At 72.8% G+C, this 26043-nt stretch carries 20 protein-coding genes and 1 pseudogene; 6 read left to right on the top strand and 15 right to left on the bottom strand.

What is annotated here, in order from left to right; genetic code table 11:
• Positions 1 to 315 precede the first annotated feature (315 nt).
• The 3 genes and pseudogenes from ACZ7P3_RS14765 to ACZ7P3_RS14755 form a co-directional block, all read right to left on the bottom strand.
• Positions 316 to 410, bottom strand: a pseudogene (locus tag ACZ7P3_RS14765).
• Positions 411 to 505: 95 nt separating this feature from the next.
• Positions 506 to 2077 (bottom strand): amidohydrolase, encoded by a 1572-nt coding sequence (locus ACZ7P3_RS14760; protein ID WP_472081465.1) that lies wholly within the window; start codon positions 2075 to 2077, stop codon positions 506 to 508.
• A 26-nt stretch (positions 2078 to 2103) separates the two neighbouring features.
• Positions 2104 to 3756, bottom strand: coding sequence for an APC family permease (locus ACZ7P3_RS14755; protein ID WP_472081463.1), 1653 nt, complete (start codon positions 3754 to 3756; stop codon positions 2104 to 2106).
• A gap of 223 nt (positions 3757 to 3979) precedes the next feature.
• On the opposite strand from ACZ7P3_RS14755, the gene ACZ7P3_RS14750 reads away from it, so the two are divergent.
• From ACZ7P3_RS14750 to ACZ7P3_RS14740, 3 genes are all read left to right on the top strand, one after another.
• Positions 3980 to 4597, top strand: a complete 618-nt coding sequence (locus ACZ7P3_RS14750) for a TetR/AcrR family transcriptional regulator (RefSeq protein WP_472081461.1) — start codon at positions 3980 to 3982, stop codon at positions 4595 to 4597.
• Between the two features lie 147 nt (positions 4598 to 4744).
• Positions 4745 to 5347: a hypothetical protein gene (locus tag ACZ7P3_RS14745; RefSeq protein WP_472081459.1), complete on the top strand. Its 603-nt coding sequence runs from the start codon at positions 4745 to 4747 to the stop codon at positions 5345 to 5347.
• A 123-nt stretch (positions 5348 to 5470) separates the two neighbouring features.
• Positions 5471 to 5650, top strand: coding sequence for a hypothetical protein (locus ACZ7P3_RS14740; RefSeq protein ID WP_472081457.1), 180 nt, complete (start codon positions 5471 to 5473; stop codon positions 5648 to 5650).
• Positions 5651 to 5764: 114 nt separating this feature from the next.
• Here the strand turns inward: ACZ7P3_RS14740 and ACZ7P3_RS14735 are convergent, their stop codons facing one another.
• The 7 genes from ACZ7P3_RS14735 to ACZ7P3_RS14705 form a co-directional block, all read right to left on the bottom strand.
• Positions 5765 to 7336, bottom strand: a complete 1572-nt coding sequence (locus tag ACZ7P3_RS14735) for a N,N-dimethylformamidase beta subunit family domain-containing protein (RefSeq protein WP_472081455.1) — start codon at positions 7334 to 7336, stop codon at positions 5765 to 5767.
• 615 nt (positions 7337 to 7951) lie between these two features.
• A complete protein-coding gene (locus ACZ7P3_RS14730) occupies positions 7952 to 9115 on the bottom strand; it encodes a phosphotransferase (RefSeq protein WP_472081453.1) in 1164 nt (387 codons plus the stop codon).
• Between the two features lie 227 nt (positions 9116 to 9342).
• Positions 9343 to 11172: a phospholipase C gene (locus tag ACZ7P3_RS14725; protein ID WP_472081451.1), complete on the bottom strand. Its 1830-nt coding sequence runs from the start codon at positions 11170 to 11172 to the stop codon at positions 9343 to 9345.
• Between the two features lie 177 nt (positions 11173 to 11349).
• A complete protein-coding gene (gene efeB, locus ACZ7P3_RS14720; protein WP_472081449.1) occupies positions 11350 to 12633 on the bottom strand; it encodes an iron uptake transporter deferrochelatase/peroxidase subunit in 1284 nt (427 codons plus the stop codon).
• Positions 12634 to 12770: 137 nt separating this feature from the next.
• A complete protein-coding gene (locus ACZ7P3_RS14715) occupies positions 12771 to 13967 on the bottom strand; it encodes an EfeM/EfeO family lipoprotein (protein WP_472081447.1) in 1197 nt (398 codons plus the stop codon).
• 66 nt (positions 13968 to 14033) lie between these two features.
• On the bottom strand, positions 14034 to 14231 hold the full coding sequence (locus ACZ7P3_RS14710) for a hypothetical protein (RefSeq protein ID WP_472081445.1): 198 nt from the start codon (positions 14229 to 14231) through the stop codon (positions 14034 to 14036).
• 61 nt (positions 14232 to 14292) lie between these two features.
• Complete coding sequence (locus tag ACZ7P3_RS14705; protein WP_472081443.1) at positions 14293 to 15054, bottom strand: polysaccharide deacetylase family protein; 762 nt, start codon at positions 15052 to 15054, stop codon at positions 14293 to 14295.
• A gap of 394 nt (positions 15055 to 15448) precedes the next feature.
• On the opposite strand from ACZ7P3_RS14705, the gene ACZ7P3_RS14700 reads away from it, so the two are divergent.
• Both ACZ7P3_RS14700 and ACZ7P3_RS14695 read left to right on the top strand, forming a co-directional pair.
• Positions 15449 to 18301 carry a M4 family metallopeptidase gene (locus ACZ7P3_RS14700; protein ID WP_472081442.1) on the top strand — a complete coding sequence of 951 codons (2853 nt, stop codon included), beginning with the start codon at positions 15449 to 15451 and terminating at the stop codon, positions 18299 to 18301.
• 280 nt (positions 18302 to 18581) lie between these two features.
• Positions 18582 to 19862, top strand: coding sequence for a glycoside hydrolase family protein (locus ACZ7P3_RS14695; RefSeq protein WP_472081440.1), 1281 nt, complete (start codon positions 18582 to 18584; stop codon positions 19860 to 19862).
• 58 nt (positions 19863 to 19920) lie between these two features.
• Here the strand turns inward: ACZ7P3_RS14695 and ACZ7P3_RS14690 are convergent, their stop codons facing one another.
• Positions 19921 to 20310, bottom strand: coding sequence for a RidA family protein (locus tag ACZ7P3_RS14690; RefSeq protein WP_472081438.1), 390 nt, complete (start codon positions 20308 to 20310; stop codon positions 19921 to 19923).
• A gap of 81 nt (positions 20311 to 20391) precedes the next feature.
• A complete protein-coding gene (locus ACZ7P3_RS14685; protein ID WP_472081971.1) occupies positions 20392 to 21162 on the bottom strand; it encodes an isoprenyl transferase in 771 nt (256 codons plus the stop codon).
• A 120-nt stretch (positions 21163 to 21282) separates the two neighbouring features.
• Between ACZ7P3_RS14685 and ACZ7P3_RS14680 the strand changes: the two genes are divergently transcribed.
• Complete coding sequence (locus tag ACZ7P3_RS14680) at positions 21283 to 22242, top strand: TAXI family TRAP transporter solute-binding subunit (protein WP_472081436.1); 960 nt, start codon at positions 21283 to 21285, stop codon at positions 22240 to 22242.
• 170 nt (positions 22243 to 22412) lie between these two features.
• Here the strand turns inward: ACZ7P3_RS14680 and ACZ7P3_RS14675 are convergent, their stop codons facing one another.
• The 3 genes from ACZ7P3_RS14675 to ACZ7P3_RS14665 all read right to left on the bottom strand — a co-directional run bounded on the left by ACZ7P3_RS14675 (position 22413) and on the right by ACZ7P3_RS14665 (position 25960).
• Positions 22413 to 23780: a sensor histidine kinase gene (locus ACZ7P3_RS14675; protein ID WP_472081434.1), complete on the bottom strand. Its 1368-nt coding sequence runs from the start codon at positions 23778 to 23780 to the stop codon at positions 22413 to 22415.
• Positions 23777 to 24487: a response regulator transcription factor gene (locus ACZ7P3_RS14670; protein WP_472081432.1), complete on the bottom strand. Its 711-nt coding sequence runs from the start codon at positions 24485 to 24487 to the stop codon at positions 23777 to 23779. The genes ACZ7P3_RS14675 and ACZ7P3_RS14670 overlap by 4 nt, the downstream gene beginning before the upstream one ends.
• An 87-nt stretch (positions 24488 to 24574) precedes the next feature.
• On the bottom strand, positions 24575 to 25960 hold the full coding sequence (locus ACZ7P3_RS14665) for an MFS transporter (protein WP_472081430.1): 1386 nt from the start codon (positions 25958 to 25960) through the stop codon (positions 24575 to 24577).
• Positions 25961 to 26043: the final 83 nt, after the last annotated feature.

The raw sequence follows: 26043 nt of genomic DNA, 5'->3' as shown, positions 1-26043 counted from the left end.
CAGATGGTGCCGGCGTGCCGCTGACTCGCCGCCGGCGGCCCGCGCCGGCGCACGCTTCCGCACCCGCTTCCGCACCGCCCCACGGCCCGGCGGCGCTCGTACCCCGGCGTACAGGAGCGACGGGAGCCCCGAGGAGCCGGGTGCACCTCGCAATGTCGTCCGCAGAGTGCTTCCATGGAAGTGGCGGAAAGTACGTCTCACCGACGCGGGGAAGCGGCCGCACCGATCGGTCGCGCACCGCGCAATCAGGATCCGCGAGAAGCGGGTGTGCTTTCCGCCCCGTGAGCGCCCCTCCCGGCACGCTCGTCCCCTGGGCGGAGAGGGCAGGATTCGAACCTGCGTGGGCCTGGTGAGGCCCGACCTCGAGGCGTGCTCGCCGGTCCCCGATCAACCACTCCGGGCACCTCTCCCTGTTCCCGGCCTCCGGTTTCCCGTGCCGTTCACATGGATGAGAGTGGCAGGAGGGGCTGACGGGTTCCTGATGCGCCGCTGACGAGGTGCTCCGTCAGACGGTCCGGTGCACCACCCGGCCGCCGGTCACCGTCAACACGACCGGTGCGTCCGTCAGTTCGTCGCCGGGTGCGTGCACCGGGTCCACGGACAGAGCGGTCAGGTCGGCACGGCGCCCGGGCGTGATGCGGCCCGCGATGCCCGTTTCACCGGCCGCCGCGGCCGCATGGCTGGTACAGCCCTCCAGCGCCTGCAACCCCGTCAGCCCCGGCCGCCGCGCCGCGGCACCCCGGGGACGGCGGGCCGTCGCCAGCACGGCGCGCACGTCGTAGTGGGCGATGGGCCAGTCCGAGCCGAGGGCGAGCGTCGCCCCGGCCTCGCGCAGATCGCGCAGCCGCCAGGCGCGGGCGGCCCGCTCGCTGCCCAGGCGGCGCGACCACTCGTCGGTGCCGTCCCCGCGGGTGTAGCCGGTGTGCGGCGGCTGCAGCGAGGCGGCGACACCCAACTCGGCGAAGCGGGGGAGGAGTTCGTCGGGGACCGTCTCGATGTGCTCGATCCGGTGGACGCCGTGCCCGCTGGGCCCGAGCGCGGCGACGGTGTCCAGGACGTGGCGCACGGCGGCGTCGCCGATCGCGTGCGTGGCCGTGCGCACGCCGGCCGTGTGCAGGGTGCGTACGGCGGCGGCGTACGCCTGCGGGTCCGGCCAGAACGCGTCCGTGCCCCGGCCGTGGCAGTCGGGGTGCTCCAGCCAGGCCGTGCCGCCCTCGACCGTGCCGTCCATGAAGAACTTGACCCCGCCGACCAGCCAGTGCCGGCCGCCCTTGCCCTGCAGCCCGATCAGTTCCCGCAGGGCGTCGTCGTCCGCACCGGGCATGCACCAGGGGGCGAACCGCAGCCGCAGCGGAAGCACCGTCTCGCGCGCCACCTCGGCTACCAGGTCCAGGTCACCGCCGTCCATCACATGGGCGCCGGTCAGTCCGGTGGCGGCCATCGAGGACAGCAGCTCCAGCAGCCGCGCGCGCCGCTCGGCGCGCGGCGGCCGGGGCACGATGCCGGCGACGAGGTCCATCGCGGCATGCTCCACGAGGTGACCCGTGGGCCGCCCCTCGGCGTCGCACACGACCTCCGCGCGCTGGGCGAAGGCGCGCGGCCCGCTCACCCGGGCCGCCGCCAGCGCCGCGCCGTTGACGAGTGCCGAGTGGCCGTCGTACAGGCGCAGGAAGGCAGGTGTGCCCTGCAGTACGTCGGCGACCAGGCCGTGGTGGACGGGCCGTCCCTCGAAGGCGTTGTGGTCCAGGCCGTGGCCGACCACCCAGCCTTCCAGCCGCTCGGCCCGGGCAAGCGCCGCGCGCAGCCCGCCCAGGTCCGTGACGGCCGACAGATCCGTGCCCGTGGCCATGTCCAGCCCCCACACCGGGTGGCTGTGCGCGTCGACCAGTCCGGGTACCAGGTGTGCCCCGGCCAGATCCACGACCTCGGTGCCGGGACGGCGCCATCCGCGCACGTCCGCCGTCTCCCCGACGGCGGCGATCACCCCGTCGTGCACGGCCACCGCCGTTGCGCTGGGGCGGCCGGGGTCGAGGGTGCGTACCCGGGCGCCGGAGAGGATGAGGTCGGCAGCTGGCATGCGGGCAACTCCTTTACGGGAGCGGGTCATTCGGCGGAACGGGCGGAACGGGCGGAACGGGTGGGAGAGGCGGGCAGGGCGGGCAGGGTGGGACAGGCGGGATCGCGGGGATCGGTCGGTTCGGCGCGTTCGGCGCGTTCGGCACGTTCGGCACGTTCGGCGGGCTCGGCGGGGCCGGCAGTTTCGGCTGGTCCAGCGGGCTCGGCGGGGCCGGCAGGATCGGTGGCGAAGGCCGCGTACACCTCCGGGCGACTGTGGCGCAGCCACCACGCCAGCGGGAGACCGAGGGCGAAGATCGCGGGTGCCACGACGACGAGGAGGGTGTTGACGGCCGGGGAGGCGCCCGTGAACAGGCCGATGTGGCCCACCACCAGCACGATCGCGGTCGCCAGCAGGACGGCGGCGGCGACCGGCGCCACCACCGTGCGCAGGCTGCCCTCCTGGTGCCGGACCCGCCGGAAGTAGCATGGTACGGCGATGGCGGCGAGCAGCTGCAGCAGCAACAGCCCGATCATTCCGGGGGTGTTCACCCACAGCAGCAGGTGCTGGTACGGATCGGCGTGCGCGGCCCGGAACGCGAGGACGACGACCGCCCCGAGGAGCGTCTGGGTGATGCCGGCGAGGTACGGGGAGCGGTGCCGGGGGTGGACGCGGCCGAGCCGGCGGGGCAGTACGCCCTCTTCCGCCAGGGCGAGGGCGTAGCGGTTGATCGCGTTGTGGAAGGCGAGGAGGGAGGCGAGGACGCTGGTGATGATGAAGACGTGCATCAGGTCGGCCGCCCAGCCGCCCACGTACGTGGTGATCGCGGTGAAGAAGAGCCCGGCCGGGTCCTTGCCCGCCGCCCGGACCACCTGGTCGTCGCCGAAAGCCTGGACGGCCACCCAGACGACGAACGCGTAGAACAGGCCGAGGAATCCGACCGCCAGATAGGTGGCGCGCGGGACCGTGCGCTCGGGAGCGCGCGCCTCGCGGCGGTAGATGACGGTCGACTCGAAGCCGGTGAACGCGGCGAAGGCGAAGGCGAGGACCGCGGCCGTACCGGGTACGAACACGTGCGCAGGGGCCAGCGAGGCCGCGGACAGGCCGTGCGCGCCGCCCCTGACCAGGACTCCGCCCGCGAGCAGGAGGAGTATCCCGGTCTCGGCGACGAGGAGCACACCGAGCACCTTGGCGCCGAAGTCGATCGAGCGGAAGCCGCCGTAGCCGATGAGGAGCAGTCCGGCCAGGGAGATGGGCAGCCAGGGGGCGTCGGCGCCGAAGAGGGCGTGCAGGGTGTCCCGGGTGGCGGAGGCGAGCAGGCCGTAGACGCCGATCTCCATGCCGTTGTAGCCGATCAGGGCCAGCAGGGCGGCTCCGATGCCGACCGGGCGGCCGAGACCGCGGGTGATGAACGCGTAGAACGCGCCGCCATGGGTGATGTGGCGGCTCATGGTGGTGAAGCCCACGGCGAAGACGGCGAGTGTCAGGCCGGCGAGGAGATAGCCGACAGGCGCGCCGATGCCGCCCAGCAGGATGGCGAGGGGCGCGACACCCGCCATGACGGTCAGCGGTGCGGCGGCGGAGACGACGAAGAAGGCGATGTCGGCGGTACCGAGGGAACCGGAGCGGAGCGTGGCCGGGGCGGACGAGGCCTTTTCCTCGCTCTCCTCGTCCGGCAGCTCCGAGGTGGTCACGGACATACGGGGGAGCCCTTCTGGCGGCGGAGGGGGAGGGGGTCCCGGTGGTGGGGCGGCCGGGTTCGCGGGCGTCGGCGGCCGGGGGCGGGGTGGGCGGGCGCATGCCGACGTCTCCGGCGCACACGGGGGATGGCGGGCGCCCGGAGCCGTAAACCTAAAGGCTTTCGGTTTCGGCAATGTAGCCTGCCGTCGGGCATCCGGGAAGACCTCAGGGAGGACGCCGACCATGGGACGGCCGCGCACACCGCTCCTCGACCGCGAGCGCATCACCACCACCGCGCTGCACCTCGTCGACGAGACGGGGGACTTCAGCGTGCCGCAGATCGCCCGGCGGCTCGGTGTCCAGACCGGCTCCGTGTACCACCACGTGGACGGCCGGGACGGCATCGTGGAACTGCTGCGCGAGCGCGTCGCCTCCGCGATCGACACCGCCACCCTCGACCTCACGCCCTGGGACGCCGCCGTCGAGGCCTGGGCCCGCTCCTACCGGGCCGCGTTCGCCGCGCACCCCCGCGCCATCCCCCTCCTGATGACGTCGCCCGTACGGGCACCCCGGGTGCTGGAGCAGTACGAGCGGGCGGTGGGCCTCCTGCTCGCGGCCGGGTTCGGACCGGCCGAGGTCATGCCGTTGGTCATCGCGCTGGAGAACCTGGTGCTGGGCTCGGCCCTCGACCTCGCGGCACCGGAGACGATGTGGGAACTCACCGACCGGACCCCGACCCCACGCCTCGCCGAGGTGCTCGCCGCCGTCGGGGAGGGCCGGGCCGACCGCGCCTTCGAAGTGGGCCTGACCGCCGTCATGAGCCACGCGCGGGCGATGCGCGAGCCCCGGGCGGCCGGCTGAAGTCCCCTCCGTCCGATGGCCCCGTCGGTGTGGCCACGCACCTCGCGCCCGGGCAGTCGGCTCCCCCTCCTCCCTGCCGTCACTCAGGTCTGCATCTGAGTAGGAGTACTCATGGCGGGGGCTGACCCGGTCGGCCAGGATCAGAACATGACAACGATGAGGACGGCGCGGGGCCGGCGCGCGCTGCTGCCCGTGGCACTGCTCGCGGTACTGGCGGCCGGGTGCGGGACGAAGCACGCGAGCGACGACACCGGTGCGGGCGCCGCTTCGCCGAGCACGGTGGTCACGCCGAGCGCGGTGGCGACGCCGAGCGCGCCGGTGGACTTCAAGTGCCCCGGCGAGCGGGCCGCTCCCACGCCCCGGCCCTCCACGGCCACGCCGAGCCCCACCGCACCGCCCACCGACCACTACGCCGAGAACCACGGTTTCATGGTGCCTTTCCCGCTGCACGGCGAGCGCCGCTGCCAGGGTCTCGCGGCCGTCGGGCGCGTCGAGGGAGCACTCGAACCGCTGCGCAGGCGCGGGGACTTCAGCGCCGAGAGTGCCCGGAAGGCCCTGGCCGGCCTCGGCCACGCCGACTGGCAGGTGCAGACGTACCAGAACGGTTCGGCCGGCGTCGGTTTCCTCATCGAGGTCGACGACTATCCGGTGTGCGTGGAGGGCGAGATGACCGGTGCGCAGACCAAGGCGGACACCTTCGGCGGGTACCCGGACCACACCGGCTGCGACCAGCCCTCGGGGGGTCACTGACCGCAGCGCGGCAGTCACCGGCGCCGGTTTCCCAGTACCGCAAGTAACATGATCACCTTGGTCTCGGGTATACCAGTCAGTCAACTCGGCCCGTCTCAAGACGCGCCCTGCCCGGAGATGTCCATGTCTTCTCTCGACGATGCGTTGGAAAACGCCCGTTTCAACTACGACCAGCACGTACGGACGTGCCGCCAGTGCCATGCCGACAACGCGCGGTGTGCCGTGGCCAAGCACCTCCTGCGGATCTACAACAACGCCCGCAGGGACCACCTTCGTTCCACGGGGCATCAAGCACCGGCCTGACACCGTGATGCAGTGACACCGTGACGCAGTGACACCGTGACGCAGTGACACCGTGACGCAGTGACACGGTGACACCACGACGGCGGGTACGGTCGCCGTGGTCCGTCGCCGCGGTCAGGCCGTGCCGCCGTACAGCTCCCGCACATTCGCGCGGGGCGGTGGTCCGTGGCGGGCCGCCGGTCCCTGCGCGAAGGTGCGCAGCAGGTTCTCCGTCGTGCGGGTGACGAACGTCCGCGTACGACTGTCCATGCCGTGGTCGCCGCCCAGCTCGCCCGTGCCGGCCAGCAGGGCCTCCACCCAGCGCATCGTGCCGGTCGCGAAGACGCCCGCGCCACCGGATGTGGTGTAGTACGCGGAGTCGCTGTGGCTGGCACGGCCCGCGCACACCACGGGGGAGTGCGCCGTGATCTCCAGCCGGCCGGGGGTCGGGGAGGCCGGCGTGACCCGGTCGTACTCGACGCCCACGAGGTGGGCGAAGCCGTCGCCGCGGCGTGCGCCGGTGCCGTCGTACAGCCAGTGGTCGGCGGCATGGACGACATAGGGGGCGTCGACCGGATAGCCCTCGTAGAGCACGCCGGTGAGCGAGGACTCGGGATCGGCGCCGGGCGGGTTGCGGTAGTCGGTGGTCACCAGCGCCGGGTCGGACGAGTAGTACGGGTCGGCACGGTAGGACGTCTTGTAGCAGACCACCGTGCGGTCGCCCGCCCCCTCCCCGTCCTCCAGCCGGACACGGCGGAAGCATGTGTTCGCGCCGAGGAAGGCGATGTTCGTGCCGGAGTCCCGGGCCCGGGTGACGTACGCCCGCTGCTGCGGCGTCCAGTACTCGTCGTGGCCCAGACACACGACGGTGCGCGCCCCGTACAGCACCGACGGGTCCCGGTGGACGTCGACGCCGGTGGTGTAGGCGAGCGGGATGCCCAGGCGTTCCGCCAGCACCACCAGGGCCCGTTCGTGGACCATGAACTTCTCGGCGCCTTCGCCGTCGTAGGGGCGGTCGAAACTGACCGCGAGCGACCGGGTGGCGTAGGCGCCCGAGGGGCCGGTGTAGAGGCTGTAGCCGCCCCAGGCGTTGTAGGCCTGCCAGGTGGCAGGGGCGTGCAGCAGGACCGTGCGGCCGACGCTCTCGGCGGAGCGGACGATCAGCGGGATGTGCCGCTGGTGGCCTGCGTCCGACTCCAGGCGCAGCAGATAGGCGCCCTCCGGCCAGCCGGCGGTGTCCAGGGTCAGTGTGGCGGGCCAGTCGGCGCGTACGGTGCGCGTGGCGGACAGCAGGCGCGGGGGCGGCTGGGTGCGGCCGGGTATGCGGGGTGACGTCCAAATCCGGCGGGCCTGCTTCCCGCCGTACCAGCCGACGCGGAACGCCGAGACCCGGAACGAGGCCGCGGTGGTCGACACATGCAGGCCGCACTGCTGGCCCGGGGTCACGCTCACCCGGTCGGTGTAGCCGGCCACGGCTTCCGGCGGACCGGCCGAGCGTATGCGCCAGTCGGTGGTGCCCGGTGCGTCCCGTTCGGACTCCGGCCGCAGCCGGCCGCCCTTTCCTCCGAAGGGGTGGAAGGGCTCACGGTGCAGCCCGGGCGTGCAGGCGGCTGCCGCGCCCAGCCCCGCGCCCGCGCACAGGCTCAGGAAACCCCGGCGGGCCAGGCCGTGGCCGGGCAGGGGTGGAGTGCCGTGGGCTGGGGTCACTGAGCCTCCCGGATCCGCCCCGGTTCGTGCCGTGTCCAGGCTCCCGAGGCCGATCCGCCTCCCGCAACCGCACCATGGCTGCGTGGCGGTGGCACCGGGAGGCGGTGGCCGGGCGGGACACGCGGACCGGGGCAGGCAGGGCCGGGACCGGGACGTTGTTCCGTACGAGTGGTACGTCGGCGGCGGCGGACGTGCAGCGCCGCCCGGCCGGCCGGGGGAGTGTCCCCACGGTGCTCCGCCCCGGACCCGGCCTGGCCCACCCGCCACCCGACTCGGTCGGCTGTAAGGGGAGGTGGCGGCGAGTGTGCCGACGCGCCCGTTGCGGCCGGACCCCACGGGGCTCCGCCCCGGCCCCCGGCCTCGCCCACCCGCCACCCGACCCGGTCGGCTGCAAAGGGTGCCCCTTCGGCCTGTCGAGTCGCGTCGGTGGGTGGCCAGGAACGCGGGACTGTGCCCGGGGCCGCAGCCCCCGGGCACCGATCGCCTTGACGCCGCTTCTGGAGCCGATCGCCGCGACGCGCTGCTAGAGCCGATCGCCTCTGCGAGTTGCCGGCGCTGTCCGGGGCCAAGAACGACGGCTTCGCGAGATGCTGGAGCGTGTGCCGCTGTCGGCTGCTAGAGGGGAGGCTCCTCGCAGAGACTCAGCAGCGACTGGGCGCTTTCCTTGGCCAGGAGGGACGTTCCGGCACCGGTCGGGAACAGGCCGCCCCAGGCGCGGGCACGTCCCAGGGCGCTCAGACGCCAGGCGAGCCGCACCGCACGCCGGAGTTCCGTGGCCGTCCGGCCGGCTCCGGTCCACGGCTCCAGGTAGGCGTCGCGCAGGCGCGGCACCACGCCGGGCCCGTACCGGTCGCACGCCCGGCGGGCCGTGACCTGCAGGCTGCAGAACGGGTGGGAGACGGCGGCGTCGCCCCAGTCGAAGAAGGTGAACCTGCCGGGTTCCGGATGGAACAGCTGGCCGTCGTGGAGATCCGAGTGGTCGAGGGAGTCGGGGATGCCCAGGGACGCGAGCTCGGTGCACCAGTCCACGAGACGGGGCCTGAGCGCACCGAGCCGCGCGCGCTCGTCCGGCCGCAGTGCCGCGTTCTCCGCGAGCAGCCTGTCGAAGACCTCGGGCAGTTCCGGGGTCCGGGCGCTCGGTACACCCAGTCGTTCGATCTCCCGCGTGTACGGGACCAAGGCGCACTGCATGCTCGCGTACTGGCTCAGCAGGCGCTCCCAGACGCCCGGCTCGACGGCCGTGCGCTCCAGCACGCTCCGGAAGAGCTCGCCCCCGTCGGGCAGCAACGACCAGCCGCGGCCGGCGTCGACCGCGAGCGGCTCCAGGACATGCTCCGGCACCCAACGGGCCAGCTCTGCGGTCAGCGCGCCCTCGAAGCTGCTGGCCGGCGGATTGGCCTTGAACCAGACGGCCTCTCCGCCCGCCACGGCCACCCCGCCCGCCATGGTCTCCCGGTCCGCCACGGCCACCCCGCCCGCCACGGCCACCCCGCCCGCCACGGCCACCTCGTCCGTCACGGCCACCCCGCCCGTCAGGGCCTCGCGGTCCGCCACGGGCACCCGGCTCGTCACGGCCTTCCGGCCCGTCACGGGCACCCGTATCAGGACGGACCACGGCCGCAGCCGCACCCGCAGCGGTCCGTCCACCCGCAGACCGTGCGCGGCGAGCCGGTCGTGCACCCAGTCGAGGGCCGCCGTCCGCCAGGACTCCTGCTCCCAGGGAGTCACCGCGTCCTGGTGCCGGCCGCGGTCCACGGTGAGTGGCTCATGCTGTTCCATCACACCATCCCAGCATCCGTGACCTGCGCGTGGCCAGCCGTTTTCCACCGGCACGGGGTGGTGGCGGCACCGGTTTCCAGCGGTACGGGCCCGGTACCGGTCGGCCGCGACCCCCGACCGGGCTTCGCGGCCCGGCTCCCCCGTCTTTCGGTGGCTGCGGCAGGGCACGGCGCGACGAGTGAGCCCCCGGCCGCGGGCCGGGGGCTCACTCGTGGGCGGCGCTCAGGTCAGGAGTGCTGCCTGCGGCGCATCGTGAGGTACGTGCCCGTGACGCCGGCGGCCAGCAGGGCGCCCACGCCGAGGCCGACCGGCACGGCCGGGATGCCCGAACCGCTGGTGTCGGCGGCGGTGTTCTGCATCGCCGGGCCGGGGGTGATGCTCGTCGCCACCGCGGCGACGTGCTTGATCGGGCCGACGGACTTCACCGAGCCGTCCGAGTTCAGCAGCACCTGCTTGTTGTTCGGGCGCCGGAAGTCGAACATGCCCGCCAGGGAGCCGGCCCTGCTGTCGAAGGAGTGGTCGCCGATGCGGCCGGTGTGCCAGTTGTCCTCGATGAACCGGGTGAGGGACGCCTGGTCGGTCTGGGTGTGGTCGACCTTGTTGACCTTGCTGTAGGGCGAGATCACGAGCAGCGGCTGGCGGGTGCCGGGGCCGCAGCGGTCGGCGTAACCACCGGACGCCTTGGGGCCCTTCTGGCAGGCCGGGCTGTCGGTGGCCTGGCCGTTGGAGCCGAGCGAGGTGTCCTTCGAGCCGTTGCGCGGGGCGGCGTAGGCGTGGTCGTACCAGCCGTCGGAGTCGTCGTAGGCGACGACGACCGCGGTCGACTTCCACTGCGGCGAGCTCTGGATCGCGTTGATCTGCTTGACGAGGAAGTGCTGCTCGTCGAGCGGGTCGGAGTAGCCGGCGTGGCCGTCCTGGTACTCGCCCGCCTTCACGAAGCTGACGGCCGGGAGCTTGCCCGCCCTGACGGCGGCGGTGAAGTCGGTCAGGTCGTAGTTGTGGTTGGCCTGTCCGCTGTGGCCGATCTCGGAGACGCTCTTCGGCGGCAGGTGGTGCGGGTTGGCCGTCGACTTGTAGTACGAGAACGGGTTGTGGTGCGGGCTGTAGTCGGCCACGGCCGCGCCGCCCACGTTGGTGTGCGTGGTGTCGCACTTGGCGTACGACCCGGACGTGCCGTTCCACGCGGCCGACGGACGGAAACCGCCCTGGAACCAGCCCCAGCTCACCTTCTTCGCGTTGAGCAGGTCACCGATGTTCCGGTCCTGCATGGACGCCAGCGCGTTGCTGCTGGTGTGGTCCTTGTCGGAGCAGTCGTCGAAGGCCGGGTCGGGGTCGTTGACCACCGTCCCCACGCCCTTCGCGTCGGGCGACTTGACCGCGTACGGGTCGGGGGTGGGCGTCCGCTTGCCGGTGGCCGGGTCGACGGAGACCACGCCATGGGTCTGACCGGAGATCAGGTTGAGGGCGCCGGGCGTGGAGGGGCCGTAGACCGAGCTGAAGGACCGGTCGTTCAGCGAGTAGTGCTGGGCGTAGTTCCACAGCCCGGTGACGGTGTTGCCGTCGTAGTAGTCCATCACCAGGCCCGGCTCGCCGAACAGGCCGCCGCTGCACTTGTCGACCTCGGTGTTCTGCACGTACTGGTCGGCCTTGCCGCCGTGCGCCGCGTACTGCTCAGGACCGTAGGAGTGGTTCTGGTCGCAGGTCATCGCCTGGGCGGGGGAGAGCCGCTTCGGCGTGTACTGGTTGGGGTTCTTCTTCAGCAGGCCCGCGTGCGCCAGGGTGTCGATGTTCCCGGGCGTGTTCTTCGACGCCTTGAACTTCGTGCCGTCCGTGTTCGCGGCCTTGGGGTAGGTGGCGAAGTAGTGGTCGAACGAGATGTTCTCGTCGAACAGCACGACGACGTGCTTGATCGGCGTCGCGGTGGAGGACCCCCCGCCGTGCCGGGCCGAGGGCACCGCCGCCCAGCCGGGCGCGTTGCTGCCGAGCACTGTGAGTGCCGCGGCTCCGGCGAGCGCGCCGAGGCTTCGCATCGCCGCTCGTCTACCTCTGCTGGCCATGGTTGGTTCACCCTCCGGGCGGGAACGTCTGTGCATCGTACGAGCACGCATGCTGCGCCCGGCGCAGGGCGCGTCGGCGGAGTGGTGGTGGCGCGGGAGTGAACTCCGGGTCAGGGATGCTGGGGAAAATCTTGACACCGAATTGACCTGGCAAGCCCCCGAGTTGTCCGGACATGCTCAGCCGAGCAGGGCCCGCCCGTACCAGTCCGACCCGTCCCGGACGCCGGGCAGGGCGAAGAAGTAACCGCCGCCGAACGGGGTGATGTAGTCGGTCAGCGGCTCGCCCGCCAGCCGGCGCTGCACGGTCTCGAACTGCCGGGCCGGGTCCTGCTGGTAGCAGCAGAACAGCAGGCCCATGTCGAGGTTGCCGTTGGTGTCCATGCCGCGGTCGTAGTTGTAGGCGCGGCGCAGGATGCGCTGGTCGTCGGTGGCCGTCGTGCGGGGGTTGGCGAGGCGTATGTGGGCGTCCAGCGGGATGACGTCGCCCTTGGGATCGTCGGCGTACTTCGGCGTGTCGTGCTCGTGGTCGCCGTCCAGGGGCGCGCCGGAGGAGCGGGCGCGGCCGAACATGCGCTCCTGCTCGCTCAGCGAGACCCGGTCCCAGAACTCCACGAGCATCCGGATCAGCCGGACGACCTGGTAACTCCCGCCGACCGCCCAGTTGGGCTCGCCCATGCCCCTGCCCACCCACACCAGGCGGTTCATCTCGCGGGCCGCGGCCGCGTCCGGGTTGGCGGTGCCGTCCTTGAAGCCCATCAGGTTGCGCGAGGTGCCGGAGGGCCGGGGCGGGCTGGTGAAGCCGTCCAGGCGCCAGCGGACCTGCAGACCGCCCCGGGTGTGACGGGCGATGTCGCGCAGCGCGTGCAGGACGGTGTCCTGGTCGTCGGCGTGCAGTTGGAGACTCAGGTCGCCGTGGCACCAGTCGGCGCGCAGGTCGTCGTCCGGGAAGGCGGGCATGGCGGTCAGCCGCCGGGGTCTGCGGGCGGCCAGCCCGAACCGGTCGTCGAAGAGCGAGGCACCGACGCCGACGGTGACGGCCAGCTCGCCGGAGGGCAGCCGGTCGCCGAGGATGCCCGAGTCCGCGGGCGGCCCCGTGATGCCCACGGGGGACGGGGTCCCGCCGGAGGTCAGGAGACGGGCCCGGTCGGTGAGGGTGCGCAACAGGTCGGTCAGGTCGGCACGGCGCTCCGCGGTCACGTCCAGGGCGGCGAACACACTGGTGCGCCGGGGGGCCGCGAGCACGGACGCCTGGTGGCTGCCGTGGAAGGGCACGACGGCCGCCCCGGCGGCGTCCGCTGCGGGGCCGGCCGGGGCGGCGGCACCGGTGGCGAACCCGGCTCCCGCGAGCGCGGCACCACGCAGAAACCGGCGCCGGCCCACTCCGCCCGGCCGGTTGTCCACGCCTGTGCCGTCCACGCCTATGCCGTCCACGCCTATGCCGTCCACGCTCGTGTCGTCCATGCTCGTGTCGTCCACGTCTGTGCCGTTCGCGCTCGTGCCTGCCCCGCGTGTGCCGTTCGCGCTCGTGCCTGCCCCGCGTGTGCCGTTCGCGCTCGTGCCTGACCCACTCGTGCCGTCCACGCTGTTGCCGTCCTCGCTCATGCCGTTCGCCGGGGATCGCACAGGGTCGCCACCGACGCGAGCCGTTCCACCAGGTCGCCGAAGACCGCGTCGAGGTGCTCGCGTTGGGCACGGGGAAGGGCGGACAGCGCTGTCCAGCGGCCGCCGTGACGGAATCCGTCGAGCGTGTGCCGCGCCTCGTCCAGGTCCCGGTCGAGGCCGGGCAGGTCGGCGTACCGGGTCGCGAGCAGGGGCCGCAGCCGGGAGAGTACCTCCCGGGTGCCGTCCAGATTGGCGCGGGCGGTGGCGAGGTTGCTGCCGCTGCCGTAGTCGGTCCGGCCGGTCAGCTCGAACTGCACGGTGTTCTCCAGGATCTCGTGCGCGCGAAGACCGAGCTGGGCCGGATCCATCCGGGTCTGGGACCAGCTGTCCCGCAGTCCGCTCACCGCTTTGACCAGCGCCGCCGCGGGAGCGCGCAGCCGGTCGGCGGACTGACCGTGCCACAGCCCGTACTCGATACGGTGGAAACCGGTGAAGCCCTCGTCGCCGACTCCGCCGGGCAGCCCCGCGTCCGTGCCGTTGATCTGCCCGTCCGTGTCCCCGAAGGCGTCGTAGGCCGCCCCCAGCCGCTCGTACTCCAGATGGGCCGGCAGCCAGGCCGCGCGGGCGCCGGCAAGGTCGCCGCGGTCCACGGCCTGCCGCAGCCGTGCCGTCAGCCGGACCACCTCGTCGAGGCCGCCGCCGACCCACTTCTGGTAGGCGAGCGACGGCGGGATCAAGTCGTGCTCGGTGACGGGAGCCGCCCCCGGGCCGCGCCGCCCCGAAGCGATGCGGACGCTGGGACCGGTGACGGCGTCGGCGTCGTCGGGTACGCACTTGAAGGCGTACGTCCCCTGGCCCAGGCGGACGGTCAACTGCCGTGTCGTGCCCGGCCCGATGCCCTCCACCTCGCCGTACACCGCCTGGTTTGCCGGGTCTTCGAGATAGACCTCGGCGGCACCGTCGGAGGCGTTGTGCAGGTCGAAGGTCTGTACCCCGGGCGCCGGCCGGGTCCAGCCCCGGCCGCAGTGGCTCGGCGAGACCTCGACCGTGACGGGCCGTGCGGTCCGGGCGTGGTGCCCGTCGCCGAGGGAGAACGCCAGCAGGGTTCCTCCCAGGGCGAGGGCCAGCACGAAGACCAGCACTCCAGCCGTCCGGACACGGACCGGCCGCGTGCCGAGGCGGGGCAACGGCATGGCGAGCCTTTCCGGAACGACGTACGCAACTGTCCCCGCAGCGGTGCGCGGACCGGAGGGACGGCCTCATCCTAGGCAGGCGCACGCGCCCGAACGGCCTTCCCGGGGATTCGTTGACCAGGAATTCCCTCCCGGTTCACCGACCGTCGCCGTGTCCCGACCGTCGCCGTGCAGGCGAACCCATTGGCCGACGCCGACGCCGACGCCGAGCCCGATGCCGAGCCCGATGTCGAGCCCGATGCCGAGCCCGACGCCGACGCTCACAGCGACAGCAACAGCGGCACCGACCCTGCCCCGACATCGGACCGGGACGGCGCCTTCCCTGCTAGTGCACGGGGAATCCGAAGGAGTACCCCTGCTGCTTCAGCCAGGGCAGCAAGGTCCGCAGGGCGGCCACGGTCTGGCTGCGGTCGCCCCCGGCGTCGTGGAAGAGCAGGGTCGGGCCCAAGGTCAGCTCGCCCTTGACGGTGGCGATGATGGCGGCCGTGCCGGGCCGCTCGAAGTCCTTGGAGTCGACGTTCCAGCCGAGCGGCCGCATGCCGTGCGAGGCCGCGAGGTGCCGGCTGTAGGGGGTGAACGCGCCGCCCGGGGCCCGGTAGTACATCGGCTGGACACCCCCGGACGCCTTCGTGATCTGGCGTTCGGCGTCCAGGATCTGCTGGGACTGGTAGGCCTCGGACTTCTTGTCCATGGAGGTGTCGTGCGACACCGTGTGGTCGCACAGCCGGTGCCCGGCCGCCACCACCCGCTTGACCATGTCCGGGTGGGCCTGAGCCTGGGTGCCGATCATGCAGAACGTCGCCTTCACGCCGTTGTCCCGCAGTACCTGGAGCACCTGCGGGGTCCAGACCGGGTCCGGACCGTCGTCGATGGTGATGTTGACCGCGTGCGCGCCGCCGTCCGAGGCGTGGGCGATGGCGGCGGAGACGGGCGCCGTCTTCGGCGGGGCCGGGTGTGCCGGCGCCTGGTGCCCGCCGACGGAGCCGGCCTGCGCGGTCCACACCGACGTGGCCGCGGCAACTGCCGTGACCCCCAACGCCGCAGCGACCACTCTGCCGTACCATCCCCGCCCGCCATGCCGTGCCATGTCCGCCCCGCTCCTCGTGTCGTCGATCGGTCCCCGCGCACCTGTCAGGACGGACCGGACGGGCCGCAGGATCCGGCTGTTACCGATCACGGACAATTCCGCGGTCTTTCTGCGACAGGAAATCCGGTGTCCGCCACGGAACCAGGCGCTCCACAGGGCCGGAATTCACCTGTCGTCCCGTTCGCCCTGTTGATGCGCCGCCGCATCACCGCTTCCATGGCCCCTGCCCGGCGGCGGCCCGCCGCCGGTACTCGGCGACATCCGTGGGGGTTGGGGACACGTGCGTCCTTCCAGAACGCGCTCGAAGCGTTCGACGGCATCATCGAGACAACGAACAAGTGGCTTATCCGGTGCGGCGGCGCTTCTGGGCGTCGCCGCACTCGTCGTAGCGGCCGTGCCCGCCGGTGCCGTGCCCGCCGGCGCGGCACCGGCGGGCGCGGCACCGCCCGGCCCGGGCGAGCTGATCGCGGGTCAGCGGACGGCCACACCCGCTCTGGTGAACGGCATTCGGGAACAGGCGCCCCCAGCGGCGACCCCGGTGGGCGCCGCACGCGCCTATCTCGCCGCGAAGCGGGACCGCTACCGCATCGCGGACCCCGCCCGGGATCTGACACCGGCCGGGACCGACACGGCCGGCGGACAGGAGACCGTGCGGCTGCGGCAGACGTACCACGGCATTCCCGTTCTGGGCGGCGAATACCTCGTCCGCATGGAGAAGAAGGCCGGGCGACGGACCGTCACCGGCACCTCCGGCAGGTACTTCACCGGGCTGCGGACCGGCACCACCGCCGAGGTCGACGACGCGCTCGCCGCCGAGCGCGCGGTGGACGCGGTACGCAACGACCTCGCCACACAGGGGTTCGGTGCGGGCGAGGCCACACAGGGGTTCGGCGCGGGCGGGACCAGACAGGGGATCGGCGCGGGGGAGGAGGACGAGTCGGCACTCACCGGCACTTCGCACGGCCTGGTCGTCGTGCCCACCGGAACCGGCGTCCTCACCCGGCACATCACCGTGCGGGGCAAGGACCCGGCACACGGCGAGCCGGTGCTGCGGGAGGTGTACATCGACGCGCACGCCGGTTACCCGGTCCTCCAGTACAGCGGGGTCCAGACCTTCGGCGCGCCCGGCACGGCCCCCGGGGCCAGTGCGGCACACCGCCCCGCCGGTGTGGCGAAACACCGGCACGCCGGTGCGGCGGTACGCGGTCTCCCCGGTGCGGCGGCACACCGGCTCGCCGGTGCGTCCGACCCGGGGGCGCCGGCCGGCTCGGGCGTGAGACTGGACGGCAGCACCGTCGGCCTGAGCGTCACCCATGACGACACCCGCGACGCCTACGTGCTGCGCGACCGCTCCCGGATCCGGAGCAACCCCGACAACGTCCTGGCGACCTGGGACGCGCGCGGCCGCTGGGCCGGTGACCTGAGCGGCAGCTGGCCCGAGGACCTGAAGGAGTTCTCCTCGCCGACGCCCGCCTTCGGCACGGACGCGACCGGGTCCGGCGCGGTGGACGCCCACTGGGCGGCCGGGCAGGTCTACGACTACTACAACGCGAAGTTCGGCCGGGACAGCCTGGACGGGCACGGCATGACGGTCAATTCCCTGGTCGGGACGACGGACTACGGACAGCCGTACGTCAACGCCTTCTGGGACGGCCAGAAGATGGTGTACGGCTCGGGCGACGACGAGTACCGGCCGCTCGCCGCCGCGCTCGACGTGGTCGGCCACGAGATGACCCACGGTGTCGTCGAGCACTCCGCGGGCCTCGTCTACGCCGGCCAGTCCGGAGCCCTGAACGAGGCGGTCGCGGACTACTTCGGCAACGCCATCGAGTCGGACGCGTACCGCATCTCCATGGACGACCCGGACTCCGGGCTCATGGGTCAGGCGCTGTGCCGGACCAAGTCCCCGCGCGCATGCTCCTTCCGGGACCTGAACGACGGGCGGACCACCGCGGGTTCCTTCCTGGGCGTCGGTTTCGGCACCGACAGCGGGGGTGTCCACCTCAACTCCACCATCTTCTCGGGCGCGCTCTGGGACATCCGCGAGGACCTCGGTCCCGACCTCGCCGACAGGATCGTGTACAAGGCGCTCACCCAGTACCTCACCCCGCTCGACGGCTTCACCCAGGGACGCAACGCGGTCCTCGCGGCCGCCAAGGACCTGAAGGCCGGAGCCAAGGCCGTCCGGGCCGTCACCCGCGCCTTCGACGCCCACGGCATCGTGCCGAACTGGGAACGCGCGCTCGGCGTCGACTCCGACCTGCTGCTCGAACGCGTCAACACCCATGACTCGCACCTGGGCGCCGGGGGCGGCTGGTGGGTGGCCTCCGACTCCGACGAGTCGGGCTCCGAGGCCTACTCGGTACGGGCAGGCCGCACCGACGGCAGGGGACAGCTGAAAGTGATCAGCCCCAACGACGGCCGCTACCACGTCAACCCGGCCACCGACGGCCGGACGGTGGTGTGGCAGGCGTACGGGACCACCGGCGTGGACATCCTCGCCCGGCCCCTCGCGGGCGGTCCGGTGAAGACCCTGTGGCACGGCCGCAGCGTGGGCGACGCGCTGGACGTCGACGGTGACGTGGTGGCCTTCGCGTACAACAACTACGGCGGACGAGCGGGCGTGGCCTGTCTGAGCCTGAAGGACCCCACGAACGTGGTCACCGTGGGCGGGGGCACCTACCACCGGGCGACGTTCCCGTCGGTGAGCAACGGCAGGGTCGTCTATCAGGACAGGCAGCGGGTGAGCGCGGTCTACGAGTCCACCACCCGGATCGTCGATGTGGCGACCGGCGAGGACCGGGTGATCCAGCGGGCCGCCCCGGGGACCGATCTCGGGCCGACGGCCGTCACCGGCGATCACGTCTACTGGCTGCTGGACGAGGTCGCGCAGAACGACACCACGGCCCTGCGCCGTGCCGGGCTCGACGGCTCGGGCATCACGGACCTCAGCCCGGAGACCGGCCCGCAGGCGCTGAACGTCTCCGACCTGACCGTCTCCGGGCAGGTGGTGACGATGGTCGCCCGCAAGCCGCTTCCCGAGCTGAGCAACGAATCGCTGTCCAGGCTCTGGCAGTTCGCGCCCGAGCACGACGGTGACGGCCCGCGCAGGAGCCGGGTCTCCTGCAACCGCGGCGAACAGCTCTCCGCCGCCGCGGCCGCCGGCACCCAGGTCATCTGGCTCGACGCGACCACCGGCGTCAGCGACATCGTCACCCGCGACCGGCCGGCCGGCACCTGCGGCTGACGCCTGACGCGCCGGCAGAAGCCCTGGAGAGGCGGAAGCCGGCGCCTGGTCACCCCGCCCCCGGCCCCCGCCGGGCTTCGCAGGGGACGGGGTGACCAGGATCGTCGTCACCCCTGCGGACGACGAGCGACGGCGTACGGCGATGAAGGCGGCCGTTCCTCCGGCCCGACCATGTGTTCATGTCCGTGAACCTTGCTCACGTGGGTGTACACGCAGGGGCGGGCCGTGCAAGGCTCGACCAACTTCCCCGCGCCGATGCCCAGTTGGAGGATGCGGACCGATGGAGCTGTCCCGACGTACCGTCCTGGCCACGGCGGCCGGAGCCGCCGCGCTGTACACGACCCCGGCCACGACCGCCCGGGCGGCCGGGCAGACCCCCGAGGCCGGGCAGACCCCGGAGGCCGAGCAGATCCCCAAGACCGAGCAGACCCCCGCGGCCGTCGTGGGCACGCTCCGCGCCGCCGCCGACTACGCGACGGCGAAACTCCGCACCGTCGCCCCGGGGGTGACGGCCTTCCCGGTCGGTACGAAGGCCGAGAAGTGGGTGTACTCGCAGAACGGCGACTGGGTCGGCGGATTCTGGCCCGGCACGCTCTGGATGGCGTGGCTCCACAGCGGCGACGACACCTTCCGCACCCTGGCACTCGCCTCCGCCCGGAAACTCGCCCCCCGCCAGTACGACACCACCACCCACGACCTCGGCTTCCTCTTCTCCCCCTCCTGGGTCACCGCATGGCGCCTGACGGGCGACGACACCTGGCGCGCGGGTGCCCTCCGCGCCGCCGACTCGCTGAGCCGGCGCTACAACCCGCGCGGCCGCTTCATCCGTGCCTGGGGAGCGCTGAACGACCCGGACAACGCAGGCCGGATCATCATGGACACCATGATGAACCTCGATCTGCTGGCCTTCGCGAGCGAGCAGACCGGCGACGCGAAGTACCTCGACATCGCCACGGAGCACGCCAAGACCGCACAGCGGGTCTTCCCGCGCCCGGACGGGTCGACTCCCCATGTGTACGACCTCGACCCCGCCACCGGCGCGCCGATCGGTCCGAACACCGTGCAGGGCTACAGCCCCACATCGTGCTGGTCCCGCGGACAGGCCTGGGGCGTCTACGGCTTCACGACGATCCACCGCCGCACCGGCAACCTCGGGTTCCTGACGACCGCCCGCAGACTCGCCGACTATGCCCTGGGAGCCCTGACGCCGGACCACATACCCGTGTGGGACTACCGGGCACCCCAGCAGCCGTACGACGTCAAGGACGCCTCCGCCGGCGCCGTCATGGCCTGCGGCCTGCTGGACCTGTCCGCCGTGACGGGCCGCCCCGAGTACCGGGCTGCCGCCCTGCGGATGCTGACCGCGCTGGCGCGGACCTGCCTGACGAGGAACTCGTCGCGCGCCGAGGCGGTCGTCGCCCGCTGCACCCGGAACAGGCCCGCCGAGGACGGGATCGAGATCTCCCTCCCGTACGCCGACTACTACCTGCTGGAGGGCATCCTGCGCGTGCTGCGCCCGCAGGACGTCGACCGGGCGATCGACCTGTCCGGCCCGGAATGAGCGTGCCGGGCATCGGACATGCCGGGATCCCGGGGCGTGACGGACGGCCGGGGAGCCGTCAGGCGGCGGGCCGCCGCGCGTACACCTCGATCTCGATCTTCATGCGAGGGTCGGCAAGACCGCACACCAGCATCGTCGCGGCGGGGCGGACGTCCCCGAAGCAGCGGCGCAGGACCGGCCAGCAGGGCTCGAAGTCCTCGCGGTCGGGGAGCAGATACCGCACGCGCACGACGTCCGCGAACCCGCAGCCCGCCTCGGACAGCGCCGCCCCGATGGTGCGCAGGCACTGCTCGGCCTGTTCCACCACGTCGTCCGAGATCGTCATCGTGGCGTAGTCGAACCCGGTGGTCCCGGACACGTGCACCCAGTCACCGTCCACCACGGCACGGGCATAGCCGATCTGCTCCTCGAAGGTGGAGCCACTGAGAATCGCGCGCCGTTCCGTCATGCACCGAACGCTAGGCGGCCTGCACGGATACGTCCAATGCCGGGGACAGCACTGCCCGACAGCGGGTCTGCACCGCGTCCGTCAGCGGCCGTAACGGCGCTCCCGGGCGGCGTACGAGCGCAGGGCGCGCAACAGGTCGATCTGGCGGAACGCCGGCCACAGCACGTCCACGAAGTGCACCTCCGCGTAGGCCGACTGCCACAACAGGAACCCGGACAGCCGCTGTTCGCCGGAGGTGCGGATGATGAAGTCGGTGTCATGACCGGCCGGCGAGTACAAATTGTCGCTGATGTGCTCCAGGTCGAAGTCCGCCGCCAGGTCCCGGGGGTCGCCGCCGGCACTGATGTGCTTGTCGAACGCCGCCTTGACGGCGTCGACGATCTCACGGCGCCCGCCGTAGCCGACGGCGACGTCCACCTTGAGTCCACCACGGCCCGCGGTCTGCGCGGCGGCTTCCTTCAGGACACGGGCGGTGTTCCCGGGCAGCAGGTCGAGCGCGCCGATGATCTCGATCTCCCAGGGTTCCCCGGGAGCACAGATGCGCCGGACGGTCTCCTCGATTATGTCGAGCAGGGGGCCGAGTTCGTCGGCCGGGCGGTGGAGGTTGTCGTCGGACAGCATCCACAGCGTGACGTGCTTGATCCCGGCATCGGTGCACCAGTGCAGGAAGTCCGAGACCCTGGCGCCGCCGACCCGGTAGCCCTCACGGACGTCCTGGTGCCCCGCACCCCGTGCCCAGCGCCGGTTCCCGTCCAGCATGATCGCCACATGCCGTGGCCGGGGCAGGCCCTCCAGCTTGCGGTTCAGGCGCCGTACGTAGACCACTTCCAACGCCGAGCGCAAGGCCTTCATCGCCACACCGATGTCCCTTCTCCTACCCGTGTTTGAGGGCGCCACGATAGTGCCACGCGGTCCGTACGGGCCACGCGGGAGCGCATCGGCCGGTGCGCGCGGAGCGGCTACGCTGCGGGCGTGACCGGTCGACCGATGAGCCGCCGGGGTCTGCTGGAGGCGACTCTCCTGGCCGGTCCCGCCGCCGCCCTGACCGGATGCTCCGGGGACGGCGAACCGGTGCAGCGGCTCAGGCTCGCGACGGGAGCGCCGGGCGGCCCGTACAACGCCTTCGGGAGGGCGCTGGCCGCACAGGCCGCGCCCCACCTGCACATCACCCCGCTGAACACCTCGGCGAGCGTGGACAACCTCCGCAGGCTCGGCGACGGAACCGCGGACCTGGGACTCGCCATGGCGGACGCCGCCGAGGACGCCGTCCGGGGACGGGCGCCGTTCTCGCACCCGGCCCGGGTGACCGCCCTCGCCCGTGTCTACGTCAACTACACCCATCTCGTCGTACCGGCGCACAGCCCCGTCCGGTCGGTGCGGGACCTGGCCGGGCGGTCGGTCTCCACCGGCGCGGCGGGCTCTGGCGGGCAGGTGCTCGCGGGCCGGCTGCTGCGGGTGAGCGGGCTGACCGGGCAGCGGGCGGTACGGCAGCGGCGGCTCGGGCTCGCCGACTCCGTCCGGGCGCTGCGCACCGGCACCGTCGACGCGCTGATCTGGGCCGGGGGAGTGCCGACCCCCGCCCTGTCGGCCCTGGCCCGCGAACTCCCGTTGCGTTTCCTCCCGTTGGACGAACAGGCCGCCGGCCTGCGTGACACCTACGGCCCCGTCTACGCGGCGGTCACCCTCCCGGCCGGCGTCTACGGGCTCACCGAGCCGGTCGGCACCCTCGGCGTCGGCAACTATCTGCTGGCCCGCTCCGGGCTCCCGCAGCCGGCGGTGCGCGACGTGCTCCGCGTCGTGTTCGACCGGTGGCGCACGCTGCTCAGCGAGGTGACGGCGGGCGCCCGCCTCGAACCCAGGTTCGCGATCGCCACGGGGGACGTACCCCTCGACCCGGGCGCGGCGGCCTACTACCGGTCGGTCTACGGCTGACCCGTCGGGCGGATGGCGCTTGCAGGTCTGCGACCGGGCTGTGGGGGTGTGGCCGGCGGGCCGGTGGTTGGCGGTTGCAGGTCCATGGCCGGTCCGTGGGGGTGTGGTCGGCGGGGCCGGTGGTTGGCGGTTGCAGGCCTGCGACCGAGCCGTGGGGTGCGGCCGGCCGGTCAGGCGGACGGTAGGTGCAGCTCCACGACCAGGCCGTGGGGATCGTGGCCGGCCATCGTGAGCCGGCCTCCGCTGAGGCGGGCGATCTCGTCCGCGATGGCCAGGCCCAGACCGCTGCCCGGCACGTTCTGGTGCTCGGGCGCCCGGGCGAAACGGCCGGTGAGCAGGGGCAGCTGATCGCCCGGCACGCCCGGTCCGTCGTCGCACACGCGCACCAGCACCGCGCCGTCGGCGCACTCGGCGCTCACGGTCACGCTGCCCGCGGACGGGACGAACTTGACGGCGTTGTCCAGGACCGCGTCGAGGATCCGGCCCACCGCGTCGGGCACCGCCCGCACCCGCAGCCCCTCCGCCACAGCGGTGGCGGTCAGCGTCAGCCCCGAGGCCTCGAAGACCGGCTGCCACGCCGTCACCCGCTCACGCACCGCACGCGCCACGTCCTGCTCGGTCCGCCGCTCCGCACCCGCCTCCACGCGCGCCAGCGCGAGCAGGCCGTCGAGCAGTTCCTCCAGGCGCTCCGCCTCGTCCAGGGCGCGTGCATGCTCCGTCCTGCCCTGGCCCGGGACAAGGTGCGGCTCGACGTTCTCCAGCTGGAGCACCAGCGTGGCCAGCGGATTGCGCAGCTGGTGCGAGGCGTCGGCGACGAAGGCGCGCTGGCGGCCGAGGGAGTCGGCGACCGCCTCGGCCATCCCGTTGAAGTGCCGTCGCAGGCTGCGCAGTTCGGGCGGCCCCGTGTCGGAGACGGCCCGCGTCTCCAGACTGCCCGAGGCCAGTCCCGCGACGGCCCGGTCGAGATCACGCACAGGGCGCATCAGCCAGCGGGTGATGCCCGCCGCGACCAGAGCGGCGGCGGCGAAGGCGGTCAGCGCCCCGCCGGCGACCAGCGCCCAGCGCACGGTAACGTCCCGCCGGGCCGCGGTGGTCGGGACGGCCAGCAGGACCGCTCCGCCGACCCGCTCGTCCCGCCCGACCGGCTCGGCGAGCACCGACCGGTCCGGCCCCCACGGCCGGACCGTCGGCAGCCGCTCGGTGGACCGGCCGGTCAGCGCCCGGCCCAGCACGTCCTCCGCCGAGCGCCGCGCGATGCCCGGACCGGCCCGGGCGATCACCCGCCCCGCCGGGTCCACCACGCTCACCCCGGCCCCGTACAGGTCGGCGTACCGGCGGATCTCGGTGGACAGTTCGGCGCGGTCGGCCGCGGTGCGCACCCGGTCGGCGAGGTCGGCGAAGCGCACGGCGTCGGCGCGCCGCTGCAGCAGCAGGTGCTCCGTCCGCCCGCTCGCGTACGAGCCGGCCAGGGGCACGGACAGCAACAGGGTCGCGGCCCCCATCAGCACCATCAGAACGGCCAGCAGCCTGCGCCTCATCGGCCGGCCCGGCCGTCCGTGGCCGCCGCCGGTGGCCCCAGCTGATAGCCGAAGCCCCGCACCGTGCGCACCAGTTCGGCGCGGCCCGTCTTCGCGCGGATGCCCGCCACATGCACGTCCAGGGAACGGGACGCGGCGAGGAAGGCGTCGCCCCAGATCCGGTCCAGGATCGTCGCACGGGAGTGCACCTCGTCGGGCCGCGCCGCGAGGAGGGCGAGGACGTCGAACTCGCGCCGGGTGAGCCGTACCTCCGTCCCGGCGACCCTGACCGTACGCCCGGCGATGTCGATCTCGACGTCGCCCGCGTGCACGGGACGTCCTCCCCGGTCCGCTCCGTCCGCACGGGCCGTGGCGGCCCCGGTGCGTCGGCGCACGGTGTCGATCCGTGCCATCAGCTCGTTCATCCGGAACGGCTTGACCACGTAGTCGTCGGCCCCGGCCCGCAGTCCCTGCACGATGTCGCGCTCCTCGCACCGGGCCGTCACCACGATCAGGGGTGCGTCGCACACCGTGCGCAGCCGCCGCAGCAGCTCCAGCCCGTCCAGGTCGGGCAGGCCGAGATCGAGCAGTACGAACTCGGCCTCCCGCACGTGCCGCAGGGCGTCCAGGGCCCGGCCGGCCCTGCGCACCGTGTGCCCGCGCTGGGCCAGGGCGGTGCTCAGGGCCTGGGCCATTCGGTCGTCGTCCTCGACGAGCAGCGCGTGCATGGGAAGTCCTTGTGCCGTGGTGACCTGGGCGGCAGCTTATGCAGGCGGCAGGGCCCCGGTCACCACCGCACCGTGCGCCGGCTGCCGTCAGCGGACGGCTTCGGCCGGGGCGGAGGCCCCGGCATCGGGACCGGAACCGGTCTGTGCCCGCGCCTCGGCGCGGCTGAGCGCCGCGTCGCGGGTGTCCGGCATCAGCACGTAGGTGACCAGCGAGACCAGCGCGCACCCCGACACATACCAGAAGAACATCTTCTCGTGGCCGCTGTCCTTGAACCACAGGGCCACGTACTCCGCCGTGCCGCCGAACAGGGCGTTGGCGAGGGCGTAGGGCAGCGCCACGCCGAGGGCACGGATCCGGGTGGGGAACAGTTCCGCCTTCACGGCGGCGTTGATCGAGGTGTAGCCGGTGACGACGACCAGGGCCAGCAGGGAAAGCCCCAGCGCCGACCAGTAGGAGGAGGCCGAGCCCAGCGCGGTCATGATGGGGTACGTGCCCACCGTGCAGCCGACCGCGAAGGTGATCAGCAGCGGCCGGCGCCCGATCCGGTCGGAGAGCAGCCCGGCGAGGGGCTGGAGCAGCGCGAAGACGGTGAGTGCGGTGAAACTCACCAACGTGGCGGTGGACTTGGCCATGCCGGCGCTGCCGATCAGGTACTTGGTGAGATACGTGGTGTACGTGTAATAGGCCACCGTGCCGCCCAGGGTGAGCGCCATGACCAGCCCGGCCTCGCGGCGGTGCTGCCACAGTGCCCGGAGCGTGCCCCGGGCGGTGTCCGCAGGCTCGTCCGCGCCGGACTGCTCGGCGAAGGCCTCCGTCTCGGTCAGCCGGCGCCGCAGCCAGAACACCACCACGGCGAACAGCGCACCCAGCGCGAACGGGATCCGCCAGCCCCAGCTCTCCAGCTGGTCCTTGCTCAGAGTGTGCTGCATCGTGATCAGGATCGCGAGGCCGAGGAGCTGACCGCACGTCATCGACACGTATTGGAACGAGGAGCCGAAACCGCGCCGGTCGCGGGCCGACGCCTCGGTCAGATACGTGGCACTGGCGGCGTACTCGCCTCCGATGCTCAGGCCCTGCAACAGCCGGGCCAGCAGCAGCACCAGCGCGCCGAAGTAGCCGGCCTGGCCGTAGGTGGGCGCGAGGGCGATGAGCAGGGCGGCCACGGACATCATGCTGACGGTGAGGGTGAGCGCGCTCTTGCGTCCGTGCCGGTCGGCCGCCCGCCCGAGGAGCCACCCGCCGACCGGGCGCATCAGGAAGCCGACCGCGAAGATGCCCGCGGTGTTCAGCAGCTTGGTGGTGGGGTTGTCGCCGGGGAAGAACGAGTCGGCGAAGTAGATCGCGAAGCTGGCGTAGACGAACCAGTCGTACCACTCGACGAGATTGCCCAGCGACCCGCCCACGAGGGCGAGACGGCGGCCGGCGCGGGCGTCCGCCGACGGCTTCGCGGGCAGGGCGGCAGGGGATGACATGGCGGCTCCAGACGGGGAGGGTCCAGACGAGGAGGGTCCGGCGGGAACGGGGGAGCGGAAGGGTGCCCCCGGAACCTGGGTGC

It is taken from the genome of Streptomyces sp. NPDC107581 (genome assembly GCF_055657175.1).
The sequence above is the reverse complement of the archived record's forward strand: the minus strand, read 5'-3'. Positions and strand labels throughout refer to the sequence as shown.

Bases quoted from the DNA above. Each gene is read 5' to 3' on its own strand.
- ACZ7P3_RS14760 (WP_472081465.1), bottom strand. From the start codon at position 2,077: ATGCCAGCTGCCGACCTCATCCTCTCCGGCGCCCGGGTACGCACCCTC.
- ACZ7P3_RS14755 (WP_472081463.1), bottom strand. From the start codon at position 3,756: ATGTCCGTGACCACCTCGGAGCTGCCGGACGAGGAGAGCGAGGAAAAG.
- ACZ7P3_RS14750 (WP_472081461.1), top strand. From the start codon at position 3,980: ATGGGACGGCCGCGCACACCGCTCCTCGACCGCGAGCGCATCACCACC.
- ACZ7P3_RS14745 (WP_472081459.1), top strand. From the start codon at position 4,745: ATGACAACGATGAGGACGGCGCGGGGCCGGCGCGCGCTGCTGCCCGTG.
- ACZ7P3_RS14740 (WP_472081457.1), top strand. From the start codon at position 5,471: ATGTCTTCTCTCGACGATGCGTTGGAAAACGCCCGTTTCAACTACGAC.
- ACZ7P3_RS14730 (WP_472081453.1), bottom strand. From the start codon at position 9,115: ATGGAACAGCATGAGCCACTCACCGTGGACCGCGGCCGGCACCAGGAC.
- ACZ7P3_RS14725 (WP_472081451.1), bottom strand. From the start codon at position 11,172: ATGGCCAGCAGAGGTAGACGAGCGGCGATGCGAAGCCTCGGCGCGCTC.
- efeB (WP_472081449.1), bottom strand. From the start codon at position 12,633: ATGGACGACACGAGCGTGGACGGCATAGGCGTGGACGGCATAGGCGTG.
- ACZ7P3_RS14715 (WP_472081447.1), bottom strand. From the start codon at position 13,967: ATGCCGTTGCCCCGCCTCGGCACGCGGCCGGTCCGTGTCCGGACGGCT.
- ACZ7P3_RS14705 (WP_472081443.1), bottom strand. From the start codon at position 15,054: ATGGCACGGCATGGCGGGCGGGGATGGTACGGCAGAGTGGTCGCTGCG.
- ACZ7P3_RS14695 (WP_472081440.1), top strand. From the start codon at position 18,582: ATGGAGCTGTCCCGACGTACCGTCCTGGCCACGGCGGCCGGAGCCGCC.
- ACZ7P3_RS14690 (WP_472081438.1), bottom strand. From the start codon at position 20,310: ATGACGGAACGGCGCGCGATTCTCAGTGGCTCCACCTTCGAGGAGCAG.
- ACZ7P3_RS14685 (WP_472081971.1), bottom strand. From the start codon at position 21,162: ATGAAGGCCTTGCGCTCGGCGTTGGAAGTGGTCTACGTACGGCGCCTG.
- ACZ7P3_RS14675 (WP_472081434.1), bottom strand. From the start codon at position 23,780: ATGAGGCGCAGGCTGCTGGCCGTTCTGATGGTGCTGATGGGGGCCGCG.
- ACZ7P3_RS14670 (WP_472081432.1), bottom strand. From the start codon at position 24,487: ATGCACGCGCTGCTCGTCGAGGACGACGACCGAATGGCCCAGGCCCTG.
- ACZ7P3_RS14665 (WP_472081430.1), bottom strand. From the start codon at position 25,960: ATGTCATCCCCTGCCGCCCTGCCCGCGAAGCCGTCGGCGGACGCCCGC.